Below are 15,627 nucleotides of genomic sequence, written 5' to 3' on the forward strand. Positions count from 1 at the left end.
ACTGATAACTGATAACTGATAACTGATAACTGATAGCTAAATCGAGGTTTCTTACTCCGGCCAAATTTCTGGCTGTTGATTTAATAAAAGCTGGGCTGCCTCTAACATATCATCGACAATATCGCGTAAATCTGTCTTATTATCGATATAAGCTTTTAACGCTTCCATCGGATCTAATTGATTACCCACCCCTAATTCTGGTAAACGGGGACGGGTTAATTGACTAATTAACTCAGCCCGAATACTATAACTATGGGCAGGTTTTAACGCCTCATCAAGCTGATTGGTGTTGATTAGTTCTAATTGTTCACTGCGAATTTTATAAACTAAGCGGATAACTGCTTCCTGAATATCGTATTTTTTCAGAGCTTTCAGCAATTCTTTTTGGGGGTTTGCTGCCTCGGAAACATCCACTTCGATGGAACGGAAAGGACGCACGGGTAAAGGGCAAAATTCCCATTTAACCTCTCCTTTAGCCACTTCTATTAAAACATAGCCTTTATCTTCTTTTTCCTCGCTAAAATCCACTCGATCGATGCTCCCCGGATAGACAATAGGCGGATCATTGCTAGGATTAAGATTTTGATGTTTGTGAACATGGCCTAGGGCAACATACTCGAATTGTGGACGATTTAGCAGGGATAAAGGCACTGTAAAACCTTTACCAACCGCTAAAAATCTTTCTGCTCCTAAACTAGCTCGATCGGCCATTAAATGGGCTAATAAAACTGTTGGTACACTTGTATCTAATTGGCGGATTTCTCCTTCTAAAACTGGTTCCAAACGGTTAATTAATAATTCATTTACCCCACTCAAGGATAAACCCTCGGTTTCGGGACGGGTTAAGAGAGTGGCGCGGGTTAACCAAGGTAAAGTAATTACTTGGATATCGCCGTTGCGGGTGGTGATGCGATGGGTGGTCAAGCGATCGCCAACAATAAACCCCGGCACCGCTAGGGTACGATAGATGGAGAGACTGACACCGCCATTACCCTGAGAATGTTGATCGTGATTACCCACTAATAACACCGTCGGGATTTTAGCATCGGCAAGACGACGGAATTGACTGGCAAAAGCTTCGTGAACAAAAGGAGGAGGAGTGGCATCGGGAAAAGCATCTCCCCCAAAAAGCACTAGATCCACAGGGGAGGCAATAGCCCGATCGATACAGAGGCTTAAACTGCCCATAAAATCCTCTAAACGCGTGTTTAATCCCGTTTTTGGATTTAAACGTCCATGGGAAAAACCGCTCCCCATGTGAATATCCGATAAGTGCAGTATTTTAATCATAAGTAGTAGGCAAAAGGCAAGAGGCAAAAGGCAAGAGGTGGTGAGATATGTCTAATTAATTGCGTCTAGCTACTTAAGACCTCCTGAAAAAGTAAGTTCTCAAACCGCTATCTAGTCAAAATATCTAAAAACTCAGATAAATCTGACATAATCTTAGGTTTTGTGGATATCATAGTTGTTTCTTGTCTTTTTTATCCTCCTGTCTCTGATTATCCTATCGACCGTCTCCTCACCTAACGGAAGATTTTTGATTTTTGCAGGAAATCTATAGTAAAGGAAAAACAGGCGTAATTAAGTACACCTGTTCGGGATTATTTTCCTAATTTTTTATCGCCATCTTGACGACGGCGATCGCGCCATTCTGTAGTCGTCAGGTAGAGAATGCCACCACTGACGATAACGAGGAGAATTAAGGCGACTAGAAAGAGAGTGTTCAGAATCAAGGATGTTTCCATGGTATCTATAGATTACCTAGAAACCGTTACGACCCCAAACCACCATGGCGATCGACCAAGTGAACAGGGCGAGAATGCTAACCCAACCAAGTGTCAAAATATCCATAATTGCCTTTGTTAAACGAATTACTTGCGAGTTGACACTCTCCGCCCTAAAAGCGCGGAGATTCTTGGGCTGAATCTTGCCGCTACTAGCAAAGCTAATTTTGGTCTTACAGTTTCATGTCTAGTCCGACTACACCTACAAGGTAAGCACTCTTAAAGACTACTCCCCAAGCGTAAATTTCTGTGTGTCCCACAGTATTTAATTGTTTTTCGCTCTTACCATGTGGACTTACGATGAAAGCTTTTGTACCAGTGATGGTTAGAGATTTAGGGATTACGGAGTGTCGCTTGTTTCCTGCGTTCCCAAAGTCAACGACTCAATTTAATGCTAACATAAAGTCGCCCTAAAGGGCGAGGTTTTCAACCCAAATTTTCGATAATACTTCATCAGTGACTCCGTTTTAGAGAGGCGATCGTGCAAATTACGCTCAAGGAAAGAATCGAATCCATACAGGTGGGGAGTATCTCGGCGCTGGCTTTCCTGGTTCCCTATCTGCTATTTTTAATTGTTGATCGACTATTTTTAGGGGAATCGCTCACAGTAATTGGCGCTTTTGTCAAGATATCCGGGGCGATAATTAGCGGATTTCTCTTCGGTGTCACCTATCGTTATGTCGTCCGTAACGATGATAATCCCCATCTCAAAGATGGTACAGTGGCAGCTTTTGCCCTAGTCCGCGGCCTAGTTCCCCTACAATTATCCACAGACTTGATCGCTGACGCTTGGCAATTAAGTCTCTTTCTGGGAGAGAGCTTTATCTGTTTTTTATCCTGTCGTCTGCTCTTAGAGTTGACTAAGCTGCGCCAATAACCGACTCAGTTATCAGTTATCAGTTATCAGTTATCAGTTATCAGTCATCAGATTTAAGTTTTCAGTGAATAGTATTAAGCGACAAACTCGGAGCTGCTTTTTTACTGTTTACTGATCACTGTTTACTGAAACATCACCCCACACCCCACACCCCACACCCCACACCCCACACCCCACACCCCACACCCTATGGCTATTTGTATTCCCGTTAATTTACCCGATCGCTCCTATAATATTCTGATCGAGAAGGGCAGTTTAGCTAATCTCGGTGGAGAAATGAGCCAGTTAAGCTTAGGTAAAAAGGTTTTATTGGTTTCTAATCCCGAAATTTTTGACTATTACGGGCAGATAGCCGTTAATTCCCTAGAAAAAGCGGGCTTTGTCGTTTTTACTCATCTGATCCCCGCTGGCGAAAATTATAAAACCCTCGATGCGATCGCCCAAGTTTATGATAGCGCCCTCGCTCACCGGCTGGAACGTTCCTCGACTATGGTTGCCCTCGGTGGTGGTGTAATCGGTGATATGACGGGATTTGCGGCAGCCACATGGTTACGGGGCGTTAATTTTGTCCAGGTTCCCACCACTCTGTTAGCCATGGTGGACGCTTCCATCGGGGGTAAAACCGGTGTTAATCATCCCCAGGGCAAAAATCTGATCGGGGCGTTTTATCAACCGAAATTAGTTCTGATTGATCCTAGCGTGCTTAAAAGCCTACCCGTGCGAGAATTTCGCGCTGGAATGGCAGAAGTGATTAAATACGGTGTAATTTGGGATGCTGAGTTATTTCAACAGTTAGAAGACTCGGACAATTTAGCCAGTTTTTCTCAGATCGATGGCGAGCTATTGCAAACAATTATTACAAAGTCTTGCCAAGCTAAAGCAGATGTGGTATGCACAGACGAAAAAGAAGCGGGTTTGCGGGCGATCTTAAACTATGGTCACACGATCGCCCACGGCATTGAAAGTTTAACGGGATATACTAGCGTTAACCACGGGGAAGCGGTGGCCATGGGGATGGTGGCGGCAGGAGCGATCGCTGTTAAACTGGGAATGTGGACCGCCGGGGAAAATCAACGTCAAACCGATTTAATCGAAAAAGCCGCCTTAGAAACCCGTATGCCGCCTTTAAATGCCGATGAGATGGTAAATGCTCTCACTGCCGATAAAAAGGTTAAAGATGGCCAAGTTAGATTTATTTTACCAACGGCAATCGGCCAAGTCACCATTAGCGATCGAGTCACCCCCACCCTGGTGCGGGAGGTGTTATCACCAACCGAATCCGGGCAGTAAAAGCTTTTTCAATTGTTGCATCGCTTGTTCCGTAACATCCCGGTATTTTAAATCTCCCACGAGAATACGTCCCATCAGTTGACCGGCGATCGGCCGTTTAACGGCGACATTGTAGGCGATTTGGGTAAATTGATAGAATAAACTGGCTAATTTGGCCGCTAAAGCCATATCTTCCCCCCATTCTTCCCGAATTATCCGACTATAGCTCGCCAAAGCCCGATTATCCCCGGCTAAAGCTCGATCGATCGCCTCGGCTGCCTTAACTCCCGTTAAAATTGCCGGACGGATACCCTCACCGATGAGAGGATCGAGAATACCCGCCGCTTCTCCTGTAATTAGGGCATTTTGGGCGTGTAGCGGTTGATTTCCGTTCCAAAGGGCTAAAGCATACTCACTATAGCGATAATTCTCTAAATTCCAGCCTTTTTGATGGGCATAATTTAACAGTTGTTTTTTTAGCTCCTCGGATTTGATGCTGCCCTTAAAACAAGCACCGCTAATTGTGTAACCATTAGACTTGGGAAAAGCCCAGATATAACCATTTTTTAGGGAACCAAAGTCAAAAAAAGCTTTTTTGGTGGGAATAGTCCCTTCTGCGTTAGTAATTTCCAGAGTAGCCCCGATCGCTTGGTTTTTCGCTGGTAATCCCAACCAGCGACTGGTATTGCCCCTAACACCATCGGCAGCAATCAGATATTTACCTGAAAATGTTCCTTGGGATGTGGTAACTTGCCAGTGATCTTGGACGAATTTGATCTGGGTAACTTCGCTGTTATCTTGGATAGTTGCCCCGACTGCGATCGCCTGTTGACCTAAAAAATCATCGAAACGATCCCTTTGTACCATCCACATTGGTTCTAGCATATTTAACTTAGTGGTGGCGGCATCCCCCTGTTTCCAAGTAAACTCCACTTGGGTGACGGTATTCTCGATCACGGGGGTAAAGTCAAAATCAAACCACTGCTTAATTGCCGGGGATACCCCACCACCACAGGGTTTATAACGGGGTAATTTCGCTTTATCGAGGATCAGGACAGATCGCCCCTTTTTAGCTAGATGATAACCCGCCGTCGTTCCTGCTGGTCCCGCACCGATGATAATACAGTCAAACATTTGTACTAATTTAAGTCGTTGAACAAATTTATAGACAATTTACGCTATTTTGGGCAACTTGTCTTGAGTCTGGTTTCTTGTCCCTTCCTCAGTCGGTTGAGCTTGCCTCTCTAGTTTCTAGTTGATTTATCCCCCAATGTCCAAGAGAGTCTAATCTCTGGCTTTTTTGGCTAATTGATCAATTATCTTCACCTGATCAATCGTATAATCAAAAAAACTATAACGGCTCGATTATATCATGAAAATTGTTTCTATTAAAATAAAAAACTATCGTATGTTTAAAAACATACACATAAGAGATATTCCCCCTTTTTGTGTGATTATTGGAGCTAACGGCACGGGAAAATCTACTCTATTTGATATTTTTGGGTTTCTGCGAGATGCCCTCAAAAACAACATTCGCCAAGCCTTACAAATTCGCGGCGGTTATAGAGAAATTATCACTAGAGGCCAAGAACAGGAAGATATTGAAATCGAGCTGCAATTTCGCATGAAAATCTTAGATACAGAACGTCTGGTTACTTATATACTTATAATTGGACAAAACAATAATCGCCCCATTATCAAACGCGAAATACTTCGCTATAAAAGGGGTGAACACGGTAAACCTTTTCATTTTTTAGATTTTCAACTTGGTCAAGGATATGCTATCACCAACGAAGAAGATTTTAGTAAACCAGATAAAGAACTCGATCGAGAAGAACAACAGCTAGAATCTAACGACATACTAGCGATCAAGGGATTAGGACAATTTCAACGTTTTAAAGCCGCTACAGCCTTTCGTTCTCTGATTGAAAATTGGCACGTTTCTGACTTTCATATTAGCGAAGCTAGAGGAAGTAAAGAAATATCTTACGCTGAACACTTATCCCCCACTGGCGACAATATAGCTACAGTTGCTCAATATATTTATCAACAATATCCCGAAATTTTTCAGCAAATTCTCGAAAAAATGAAACAACGAGTTCCGGGTATTTCCTCTGTGGAAGCCAAAGAAACCGAAGACGGTCGCTTGATTTTACGTTTTCAAGATCAGGCCTTTAAAGACCCTTTTATTGATCGCTATGTTTCTGACGGGACTATGAAAATGTTCGCCTATTTAATATTACTATTCGATCCCAATCCTCATCCCCTACTCTGTGTCGAAGAACCAGAAAACCAACTTTATCCTACTTTATTAAAAGAACTAGCCGAAGAATTCGCCCACTATAGCTATCGGGGGGGTCAGGTATTTGTTTCTAGCCACTCCCCCGATTTTCTCAATGCGGTTCCACTAGCTAGTATTTTCTGGCTAATTAAATCCCAAGGTATCACCCAAATCCATAGGGCTACCGATAGCGAAATCATCAAAAACTTAGTAGCGGAAGGCGATTTACCCGGCTATCTTTGGAATCAAGGCTGGTTTGAAGGAGTAGCACCATAATGAACTATGATATCGTATTTTTGCTAGAAGAGTCATCTATAGAAAATGTGTTAAACGAACTTTTGCCTAAACTTATTCCCCCAGAAATAAGGTATAAATGTATTAGTCATCAAGGCAAACAAGACCTAGCCAAATCTATTCCTATAAAACTCAAAGCTTTCAAGAAATCTAGTCCCAATACCAAATTTATTATTGTTCACGATCAGGATTCCCACGACTGTCAAAAACTCAAAAAAGACCTAGGGCAAATTTGTCAAAATTCCAGTGATGCTCAAGTCTTAATTAGGATTATTTGCCATGAATTAGAATCTTGATTTCTGGGAGATTTAGCAGCGGTGGCCAAGGCCTATAATTTAAATAGTCTCGGTCAAAAACAAAATAAAAGTAAATACAGAGAACCAGACCGGCTTAACTCGGCCAAACAAGAATTAAAAAAGCTAGTGAAAGAGTATTATGCAGGAACCCACTCTAAACAGATTGCCCCTCATCTTTCCCTAACTGAAAATAAATCGCGTAGTTTTCAAACTTTCATCCAAGGTATCAAAAATGTTGTGGAAATGATACAACGGCCCAATCCGAACCCGAACTAAAATAGACCTCGACCTAATATAATTAAAAGCCTATAAACTCCTAACCAGGGGGATAATTTCTCTGGGTGTCATTTTTAGTCCCAAAAATATTCCCCCCGGCAGAGGGGAGGGGAAAGTGGGGAAAAACCGCTAGATTAGCAGTTTAAGGCTAAATCTTGAGATTCTTTTTTCAAGAGATTAACGAGGGTTTCATCACCATTGTCTTGAGCGATTTGTAAACGACGTTCCAGACGACGACGAATATTGTTCAGATGGATGCTAGAAAGGGTTTCCTCTTGGACGACAATAGGGGGTTTGACAACCGGCAACGGACAAGTGTTCGGGATGACTTGCCCGGCAAGATGAGGACGGGTGCTGTAGGCAACTCCACGATACTGACGATGCAGTTTCGATTCTAATTGAAGCATATGGCGAGGATAATGGTGATTCCAGTCTTGACCTCGGTATTTACCCCCGATATCTGCGGTCTTCATCTCCAAGGGGAGAGAATCCCTTTCGTACTTAACTCCTCGATAGGCTAACATCATATCACTGACTCCCTGCAATGCTTTAAAGTGACTTTAATCCCCCCTGTCGTCTCTATTTAGGGACAACAAGTGAAAAGATTTTATTTCTTATTCTGTATCTATTTTTACATTTTGCCCAGGAAATTGAAAAAACTTTATAAAAATTTAATATTTTCTAGCTGGCTATAGTATCCTTTTCCGGCTGGATGCGGTCGTCCGCCAAAAGAGCCTCTAGGGGTTTGAGGATTAATTTTGGTTGCTCGTCCTCATCGATGAGACGAATTTGAATTTGCGGGCCAGAGGTGGCAAAACGAACCACCATCCCATCGACGACGGCAGTTTTCTCGATCGGTTTGCCATTGACAAACGTCCCATTTGTCCCTAAATTTTCCAATTCCCAATCACCCTGATCATTATGGCGGATTTCTATGTGCCGCCTCGAAACCACAGCACTATAGAGAACTACATGATTATCCAGCGCCCTGCCGACGAGAATGGTTGACTGATCATTGTCAAATTGCCAATGTTGTAGGGGTGTGGCTTGACTGGGGTGTAAAAGAGTTAAGGTGATCACGGTGACTGTTGGCGGCAGGATAGCAGCGGTGGACAGCGAGAATTTTATCATAAATGTCGGGTGAAGACCGTTCGGCTGAGCGTTCGTGTTAGTGAGCGGATCGAGTGAGCCTCGCCGAACGTCCGAAGTCTTCGCCGAACGTCCGAACGTCCTCCCCACGCCACTTTGCCCTTGCGTGGGGACTGACGCGTATTTGTTGATCCTCGACATTAAGTGTTTAATCCTAGCACTGAATATCCCTAGTTACAGCAGTTATCTTAATAGTGAGATACAAAGTTTTCCTTTTCGGTAGCCACTCGTCAGGAGTCGGTCGTCAATACCAAATTAGGTTATAATTTCTCTTGATGAGAAAGGCTGTAATTGACTAAGCCCCTTCTATTGTCCCATACTTTCCCTTCCCCTTAAACCGACCTCGCCCAGAAAATCTGGCCACTTCGCCCCAATATTAATAGAACTGATGGGGAATAATTTCCCGATTTTGACTAAATTTTAACCTCTTCAGGGATAAGATAGTGCTTGTTTCCCCTAACAATTCATCTATGAGCGGCTTTATTATAAAAATAATCTTGATATCGGCTTTAATCTCCCTGGGAATTAAATATCTTGCCCCTTTATTATCGATCGCTCCCAGTCCTTTTAACACTTTAATTCTGGTTTTTACTCCTTTTCTGCTCACGGTTTTTGCCCTCTGGAGACGGACAATAACTGATTAGGAATTTTTCTCCTTGCTCATCATGACTTTTGGCAGTAGCTTCGGTTTAGTCCTGTTAGTCTTTTGTCTGTTGATTCTCTGGCAGATTCGACAGATTCTCTTATTATTATTGATGGCGATTCTTCTCGCCCAGATTTTAAATTTGGCTGTAACTTGGTGGCAGCGTCATCACCTCAAGCGTTCCCACGCCCTAATTATCACTCTTTTTAGCTTCTTTATTGGTATTATCGGTATTTTTGTGGGGATTATACCCGCTTTAGTTCAACAATTTCGCCAATTATTTAGTTTATTACCCCAAGCTATAGAAAGACTCTGGGGACAAGTCCATAGTCTTGAGGATTATCTCGATCCTAGTCTGGCCACTGTCTTCCCGGATTTTAAAACGCTGCTGGCTCAATTACAACCCCTGATTAACCAAATTGCCGGCCGGGGTTTAAGCATTTTTTACGGCACTTTCGGCATTATCCTCAGCTTACTGCTAATTGTTGCCCTGAGCTTGATGATTCTCGCCGATCCTGCCGTTTACCACCGTTGTTTTCTGCGTTTATTTCCCGCTTTCTACCGTCCTCGGGTACGATCGATCCTAGAAGATTGCGATCGAGATTTAAAAGCTTGGCTAAAAGGGATTTTCTGTCATATGTTGATTATGACCTTGGGCAGTTGCCTAGGTCTATCTCTGATCGGCATTCCCCTCGCTTTTTCCCAATCTATTCTGGCGGGATTTCTCACCTTTATCCCCAACCTCGGCCCGGTTTTAAGCACGATTTTACCCTTTTCTATCGCCCTTCTGGAAGCTCCCTGGCAACCCTGGGCAGTTTTACTGCTCTACAGCAGTATTTATCTGTTAATTCAATATTTCGACCGTCATTCACCGCTGCCCATTTTAACAGTGCGGTCGCTCAAACTCTTACCCGCTTTTACCCTGTTGGCCCAGTTGTTTTTTGCCTCGATTTTTGGCTTTTTAGGGCTATTTCTGGCGGTTCCCCTGGCGCTTATCGGTCGTATTTGGCTAAAGGAAGCCTTGATCAACGATATTCTCAATCATTGGCGGATCGGGGATAAAAAATACTAAACTGGGGATCTAGGATTCGAACCTAGGAAATGGCGGGACCAAAACCCGCTGCCTTACCGCTTGGCTAATCCCCATTGCACAGACCTTTTTAATATTAGCATTTATCTCCCCGGTTTTGTCAAGAAGTTTATAAAAATTTTTTACTTAGAGTTTGCGGCAAAAAGTTTTTCGTGGGGTGTGGGGTTTGGGGTTTGGGGTTTGGGGTGTGGGGTGTGGGGTGTAGGGTGTGGGGTGTGGGCTTCGGCCGTGAGCTCAGCCGAACGGGTGTGGGGTGTGGGGTTTGGGGTTTGGGGTAGGGTTGATTCATGAATCAACCCTACTATAAATCAACCCTAGGGTTTGGGGTATAAGGAGAAAAATCTATGGATAATAGCGCACAAAACTGGTACATTGTCCGGGAAAATACCGGAATTTGTCAGATTATAGCCCTAGAAAACGGAAAAACCCCAGTCAATGGTCAATACTGGGGTCCTTTTGCCGAACGGGGAGAAGCGATCGCCCGTCGGGTGGGTTTAATTCGAGTGGGCAAATGTCAACCTATTGTTTAGCGGTATTGGTGGGCGTTTTTTTGCCTTCAGTGATTTCTTTTTCTAGGATTTCAAAAGCCTTCTTGAATTGCGGATCTTGGAAGGTTCCTACCCGATCCCGTTCCTCTTGAAGATTTTTGCGTTCTTCCTCACTCAGTTCCGACTCCACATCGGGATGAATACCATCTTTATTGATGTCGCGTCCTTTGGGGGTAAGATACTTGGCAATTGTCACCGCTAATCCCGAACCGTCACTGAGATTGCGTACCGATTGCACTAATCCCTTACCAAAGGTTTTCGTACCGACAATAACCGCCCGATCATGATCCTGTAAAGCTCCGGAGAGAATTTCACTAGCACTGGCGGAACCCCCATCGACGAGGACAACTAAAGGTTTATTAGTCAAAGCTTGATTGTTGGCCCGTTGACGTTCCGTCACCCCTTTGCGATCGACCGTAGAGACAATTAAACCATCGGGTATCCACATCCGAGCGATTTCGATGCTGGCGTAGAGTAAACCGCCGGGGTTAGAACGCAGATCGAGAATATAACCTTTCACCTCTTCGGTTTCCAATTCGCGAATCGCTTGACTCATATCGCCACTAGCTTGGGCGCTAAATTGATTAAGACGGATATAACCGATTTTACCGATCGGGGTGTTTTCCGTGTGGGCCCGCACCGGGTGAATTTCAATTTTGGCCCGGGTAAGAGTCAATTCTTTCTTCTCCTCACCCCGTTGAATCGTGATCTTAACACTTGTCCCCACTTTGCCGCGGATCATGCTCACCGCTTGATCCAGTTCCATGCCTGCGGTAGATTTACCATCGATAGAAATAATCACATCTTTGGGCAGCACACCGGCTTTAGAAGCGGGAGTATCTTCAATGGGTGAAACCACGACTAACTGCTTGGTTTTCTCATCTTTGGTCAGTTGAATCCCTACCCCGGTCAATTCTCCCGATGTATCGATCTTCATATTGTTAAACTCTTTGGGATCCATAAAACGGGTATAGGGATCATTGAGAGTTTTCAACATCTCACGGATAGCGGTGTATGCTTCCTCTTGATTTTTGTAGGAACGATTTAAATACTGATTGCGGATGGCGTTCCAGTCCGATTGATTAAAAGTGCCATCTAAATAAGTGCGGTTGATGATCTGCCAAACCTCATCAACGGTTTCCTTGGGACTTTCCTGAAAAAAAGCTTGACTTTGGGAGAGACGGAATCCCGCCCCCGTGACGGCGACGGTAGACAGGACCACTGCTGTAGCACCGAGAACAAGTCCGCGTTTGTTGATAACCATAGGTAATTTTCGGATAAATTAGGCTGTTCTTGCCGGAACGCTCTTTCTGGCTGACCGTCGAAATATCTTGGCAAAAAGGAGCGTTTAGGTTTACTGGAGACAGACAAAAGAACGCCTGTAGACTACTACTGTTATAACATTGATTATCTCTTTCTTTGTCAAACTGGTTATTTGAGTGGCTATCAAGTTGCCAGCAGCCCACCTCGCGACCTAAGATAACAGCAAAACTGCCCGAGATTTTCCCTATGAGTGATCAAATCCTTTCTTCCCTCTCCCTGGAACAAAAACGACAAAACCTGCGCCACCAAAGACGATCAAAAGTGTGGCAAGCCCTAGGTCGCTTTCTGGTGGTTAGTGGTTTAGCGGCGGGATTAGCTTGGGGGATGACTTCGCCCTATTGGACAATTACCAAGGCTCGACAGGTGGAAATCGAAGGCACGGAATTAATGTCGCCCGAGTCGATTCGTGCTTGGCTGAAATTAAGCTATCCTCTGTCTCTCTGGGAATTACCTACCCATCGATTGCGAGAAAAATTAGCAGCTATTCCCGCCATTGCCGACGTTAAGATCGAGCGGCAATTATTACCCCCGAAAGTGATTGTTTCTATTCAAGAAAGAAAACCTGTTGCCCGTTGGCGTTCTCATCAACAGCAAGGTTTTTTAGATGCCTCGGGAACGATAATTCCTCAAAACTATTATGGTCGAACTCTACCCAAAAGCCAATTACCTAGCCTAGAAGTGCTTGGTTACGACCGACAATATCAACAACAGTGGCAGAAAATTTATCCTTTAATTGACAACTTATCGATTAAAGTTACCGCCATCGATTGGCGCAATCCTAGTAATCTTGTACTAAAAACCGAACTGGGACAGGTCTATTTAGGTTTTTATAAGGATAGATTGCCCGAAAAATTAACCGCTCTCGTACAATCACGGCCATTGTCATCCAAGATACCCCTAGCGCGAATTCTCTACATTGACCTGAGCAATCCCGATGCTCCCACTGTACAATTAAAACCGCAGCCAGCCCCTATCGTGGCCAAAGTAACGGCAACTGCTAGGGATTAACTGCAATATATCAGCAAAAAACTGCAATTATTCCCTTTAGGTATTGCCAAAAAAACCAAATTATGATTTTCTGAACAAGAAACTGATAATGTAGATACTGGAACCGACATAATGTTAGTGATAGTGTTAACAGTGCATCTCTGATTTATCAAACCAATAACAGAATCTTGTACTAAGAGTGTTCCAATTCCAATGACATCGATTAATGAAATTGTTTCCATCTACCCAAATCTGAACAGTAACGATTATGCCAGTTCAGCTATGAGCGAAGATAATCATTCCTCTCGTAATAACACTGGTCTATCGTTTTCTCGCCCCCATGAATCACAGATGACACCCCGAGAAGAAAGTCGTAGTAATCGCATCGTGCCAAGCAATGTCGCCAAGATCAAGGTGATCGGGGTCGGCGGTGGGGGCTGTAACGCCGTTAACCGCATGATCGCCAGTGGCGTGACTGGAATCGAATTTTGGGCAATTAACACCGACGCCCAGGCCCTGGCCCATTCCTCCGCCCCCCAAAGGTTACAAATCGGGACAAAATTAACCCGCGGTTTAGGGGCGGGCGGCAATCCAGCGATCGGACAGAAAGCGGCGGAAGAATCTCGGGATGAAATCGCCCAAGCATTAGAAGGAACCGATCTAGTCTTTATTACCGCCGGCATGGGCGGCGGCACGGGAACGGGGGCTGCTCCAATTGTGGCCGAAATTGCCAAAGAAATCGGCTGTTTGACCGTGGGAGTTGTGACTCGTCCCTTTACCTTCGAGGGTCGTCGTCGCACTAATCAGGCCGATGAAGGGGTGGGCGGTTTACAAAGTCGGGTCGATACCCTGATTATTATCCCCAATAACCAGTTATTACAGGTAATACCCGCCGAAACTCCCCTACAGGAGGCTTTTCGCGTCGCTGATGATGTGCTGCGGCAAGGGGTGCAGGGGATTTCCGATATTATCACGATCCCCGGTCTGGTGAATGTGGATTTCGCTGATGTGCGGGCAGTGATGGCCGATGCGGGTTCGGCCCTAATGGGCATCGGCATCGGTTCCGGAAAATCTCGGGCTAAGGAAGGAGCGATCGCTGCTATTTCCTCGCCGTTACTGGAATCCTCGATCGAAGGGGCGAAAGGTGTGGTCTTTAACATCACCGGTGGCCAAGATCTAACCCTACACGAAGTCAATGCCGCTGCGGAAATTATCTATGAAGTGGTGGATCCCAATGCTAATATCATCTTTGGGGCGGTAATTGACGAGAAAATGCAGGGAGAAGTCAGAATTACGGTCATTGCTACCGGTTTTTCTGGCGAATCCCCCTCTCGTCCCACCAGTAGCAAGGTGATGATCAATACCCCCGCACCCAGTCCTGTCCCGACTCCGGAACCACCAAAACCGGCGGGATTAGATATTCCCGAGTTCTTGCAACGTCGTCGTCCTTTTGATCGCTAACCTCCTATGACTGCCATTGCCCTCACCATCGCCGGTTCCGATAGTGGCGGCGGCGCGGGAATTCAAGCTGATTTGAAAACCTTCGCCTTCCACCGAGTTCACGGCACCAGCGCCCTTACCTGCGTTACCGCCCAAAATACCCTGGGGGTCGATCGGGTCGAGTCCCTAAGTCCAGAAATGGTAACGGCCCAAATCGATGCGGTGGTCAGGGATTTCGGTGTGTCAGCGGTCAAGACGGGAATGCTGTTTAGTAGCGAGATTATCGAAGCGGTGGCCGAGGCGATCGAGCGCTGGCGTTTAACCAGTTTAGTGGTGGATCCGGTTATGGTGTCGCGGGTAGGAGCCAAATTAATTGATGATCGGGCTGTAGATAGTCTTTTTGATAGTTTAATTCCCCTGGCTTCGATTATTACCCCTAATCGTTACGAAGCGCAGCTTTTAAGTGGCATCGAGATCAATGATTTTGAGACGATGAAAGCGGCCGCCGAAATTATTTTCCAGAAGTCGGCCACACCGGTATTAGTGAAAGGAGGAGGTATGAAAGGCCGGCTGCGTGGGGTTGATATCTGCTTTGATGGGGAGGAATGGGAAACTTTTCAGACCAGAAGCGTCGAAACCAATAACACTCACGGGACTGGTTGTACTCTATCGGCCGCGATCGCCGCTAACCTCGCTTTGGGTGATGACCTGAAAATAGCGGTGAGAAAAGCCAAGGATTACGTTACTAACGCCCTCGATCATTCCCTCGCTATCGGTTACGGAACAGGTCCAGTGGGTCATTTTTACGCATTAAAAGCCCTAAATTAGTCAAAATTCATGGCCAATACGCCCCGTATTTCCCCCCAAGTACCCCAGAGTTGCACCGGTCGCCCCTCGGTTCCCCTCTCGGTCTATCGAGAATTAGTCAAAGAATTGCAGGCCACCCAGGCACGGGTGGAATTTCTAGAAGCACAAAACCAGCAACTTGTCAAGAGTAATCGGCAATTACGTCAGGAAATCGAGACAGTAGTTGCTCAGGGAAGACGATTAGAAAAAGTGGTAAAGAGTTTCGAGAGGAATCCCGTCGAGGAACCCTCCTTCGTCATCCCAGTTCCTCCCCGTCTGGTTACACCTCCCTCTCCTTCGCTGCGGGTTAAGGAAGAAATCCCGGTCACTCGTCCCATCACCGTTACTGCTTCAAAACAGCCATTTCCTAAAAATACTTGGTTATTGGTCGGGTTAATTATTGTCGTGGTTCTTACCTCCGGTTTCGGGGCTTTTTGGCTTATTTCTGCCTCTAGAAACGCGGGTTCGACCGACTGATTGACTACCACCTCGGCATTTTAAGCTTAATTTCTTGCCCTTAGTCG

Annotated in this window: 17 protein-coding genes, 1 tRNA gene and 1 pseudogene; 11 read left to right on the plus strand and 8 right to left on the minus strand. The window is 45.1% G+C overall.

Going from position 1 to position 15,627, the window contains the following annotated elements; translation table 11 throughout:
- Window positions 1-51 precede the first annotated feature (51 nt).
- The 3 genes from sbcD to petN all read right to left on the minus strand — a co-directional run bounded on the left by sbcD (window position 52) and on the right by petN (window position 1,851).
- Complete coding sequence (sbcD, locus tag myaer_RS07425) at window positions 52-1,290, minus strand: exonuclease subunit SbcD (RefSeq protein ID WP_046661607.1); 1,239 nt, start codon at window positions 1,288-1,290, stop codon at window positions 52-54.
- A 311-nt stretch (window positions 1,291-1,601) separates the two neighbouring features.
- Window positions 1,602-1,745 carry a hypothetical protein gene (locus myaer_RS21570; RefSeq protein WP_002736416.1) on the minus strand — a complete coding sequence of 48 codons (144 nt, stop codon included), beginning with the start codon at window positions 1,743-1,745 and terminating at the stop codon, window positions 1,602-1,604.
- A gap of 16 nt (window positions 1,746-1,761) precedes the next feature.
- Complete coding sequence (gene petN, locus myaer_RS07430) at window positions 1,762-1,851, minus strand: cytochrome b6-f complex subunit PetN (protein ID WP_012265708.1); 90 nt, start codon at window positions 1,849-1,851, stop codon at window positions 1,762-1,764.
- Between the two features lie 414 nt (window positions 1,852-2,265).
- Between petN and myaer_RS07435 the strand changes: the two genes are divergently transcribed.
- Complete coding sequence (locus tag myaer_RS07435; protein ID WP_046661608.1) at window positions 2,266-2,661, plus strand: hypothetical protein; 396 nt, start codon at window positions 2,266-2,268, stop codon at window positions 2,659-2,661.
- A gap of 189 nt (window positions 2,662-2,850) precedes the next feature.
- Window positions 2,851-3,951, plus strand: coding sequence for a 3-dehydroquinate synthase (gene aroB / locus myaer_RS07440; RefSeq protein WP_046661609.1), 1,101 nt, complete (start codon window positions 2,851-2,853; stop codon window positions 3,949-3,951).
- Here aroB and myaer_RS07445 read toward each other — a convergent pair.
- Complete coding sequence (locus tag myaer_RS07445; protein ID WP_046661610.1) at window positions 3,928-5,064, minus strand: geranylgeranyl reductase family protein; 1,137 nt, start codon at window positions 5,062-5,064, stop codon at window positions 3,928-3,930. The two genes, aroB and myaer_RS07445, sit on opposite strands and share 24 nt — an antisense overlap.
- 238 nt (window positions 5,065-5,302) lie before the next feature.
- Here myaer_RS07445 and myaer_RS07450 point away from each other — a divergent pair, with 238 nt between their 5' ends.
- Complete coding sequence (locus myaer_RS07450) at window positions 5,303-6,487, plus strand: AAA family ATPase (protein ID WP_046661611.1); 1,185 nt, start codon at window positions 5,303-5,305, stop codon at window positions 6,485-6,487.
- A pseudogene (locus myaer_RS22450) lies at window positions 6,487-7,077 on the plus strand (DUF4276 family protein). The gene myaer_RS07450 and the pseudogene myaer_RS22450 overlap by 1 nt, the downstream one beginning before the upstream one ends.
- Before the next feature lie 134 nt (window positions 7,078-7,211).
- Here the strand turns inward: myaer_RS22450 and myaer_RS07460 are convergent.
- Together myaer_RS07460 and myaer_RS07465 are read right to left on the minus strand one after the other, a co-directional pair.
- Window positions 7,212-7,604 carry a DUF4278 domain-containing protein gene (locus myaer_RS07460; protein WP_046661612.1) on the minus strand — a complete coding sequence of 131 codons (393 nt, stop codon included), beginning with the start codon at window positions 7,602-7,604 and terminating at the stop codon, window positions 7,212-7,214.
- A 154-nt stretch (window positions 7,605-7,758) separates the two neighbouring features.
- Window positions 7,759-8,208 carry an FHA domain-containing protein gene (locus myaer_RS07465; protein ID WP_235614820.1) on the minus strand — a complete coding sequence of 150 codons (450 nt, stop codon included), beginning with the start codon at window positions 8,206-8,208 and terminating at the stop codon, window positions 7,759-7,761.
- Window positions 8,209-8,696: 488 nt separating this feature from the next.
- On the opposite strand from myaer_RS07465, the gene myaer_RS07470 reads away from it, so the two are divergent.
- Both myaer_RS07470 and myaer_RS07475 read left to right on the plus strand, forming a co-directional pair.
- Complete coding sequence (locus myaer_RS07470; protein ID WP_235614821.1) at window positions 8,697-8,870, plus strand: hypothetical protein; 174 nt, start codon at window positions 8,697-8,699, stop codon at window positions 8,868-8,870.
- A gap of 21 nt (window positions 8,871-8,891) precedes the next feature.
- The gene (locus tag myaer_RS07475; protein ID WP_046661613.1) at window positions 8,892-9,941 is read left to right on the plus strand and encodes an AI-2E family transporter; all 1,050 of its coding nucleotides are present in this window, start codon (window positions 8,892-8,894) and stop codon (window positions 9,939-9,941) included.
- 1 nt (window position 9,942) lies between these two features.
- Here the strand turns inward: myaer_RS07475 and myaer_RS07480 are convergent.
- Window positions 9,943-10,015: transfer RNA gene (locus tag myaer_RS07480), tRNA-Gln, on the minus strand.
- A gap of 288 nt (window positions 10,016-10,303) precedes the next feature.
- On the opposite strand from myaer_RS07480, the gene myaer_RS07490 reads away from it, so the two are divergent.
- Complete coding sequence (locus myaer_RS07490; protein ID WP_046661614.1) at window positions 10,304-10,489, plus strand: hypothetical protein; 186 nt, start codon at window positions 10,304-10,306, stop codon at window positions 10,487-10,489.
- Here myaer_RS07490 and ctpC read toward each other — a convergent pair.
- Window positions 10,479-11,771 (minus strand): carboxyl-terminal processing protease CtpC, encoded by a 1,293-nt coding sequence (ctpC, locus tag myaer_RS07495; protein WP_046661615.1) that lies wholly within the window; start codon window positions 11,769-11,771, stop codon window positions 10,479-10,481. The genes myaer_RS07490 and ctpC overlap by 11 nt on opposite strands.
- Before the next feature lie 245 nt (window positions 11,772-12,016).
- Between ctpC and myaer_RS07500 the strand changes: the two genes are divergently transcribed.
- The 4 genes from myaer_RS07500 (at window position 12,017) to myaer_RS07515 (ending at window position 15,580) form a co-directional block, all read left to right on the plus strand.
- Window positions 12,017-12,838 carry a cell division protein FtsQ/DivIB gene (locus myaer_RS07500; RefSeq protein ID WP_046661616.1) on the plus strand — a complete coding sequence of 274 codons (822 nt, stop codon included), beginning with the start codon at window positions 12,017-12,019 and terminating at the stop codon, window positions 12,836-12,838.
- A 192-nt stretch (window positions 12,839-13,030) separates the two neighbouring features.
- Window positions 13,031-14,278: a cell division protein FtsZ gene (gene ftsZ, locus myaer_RS07505; RefSeq protein WP_046661617.1), complete on the plus strand. Its 1,248-nt coding sequence runs from the start codon at window positions 13,031-13,033 to the stop codon at window positions 14,276-14,278.
- Between the two features lie 6 nt (window positions 14,279-14,284).
- Entirely contained in the window at window positions 14,285-15,085 is an 801-nt protein-coding gene (gene thiD / locus myaer_RS07510; RefSeq protein ID WP_046661619.1) for a bifunctional hydroxymethylpyrimidine kinase/phosphomethylpyrimidine kinase, read from the plus strand.
- A gap of 9 nt (window positions 15,086-15,094) precedes the next feature.
- The gene (locus myaer_RS07515; RefSeq protein WP_046661620.1) at window positions 15,095-15,580 is read left to right on the plus strand and encodes a bZIP transcription factor; all 486 of its coding nucleotides are present in this window, start codon (window positions 15,095-15,097) and stop codon (window positions 15,578-15,580) included.
- Window positions 15,581-15,627 lie beyond the last annotated feature (47 nt).

Source organism: Microcystis aeruginosa NIES-2549 (genome assembly GCF_000981785.2).
Classification (GTDB): Bacteria; Cyanobacteriota; Cyanobacteriia; order Cyanobacteriales; family Microcystaceae; genus Microcystis; species Microcystis aeruginosa_C.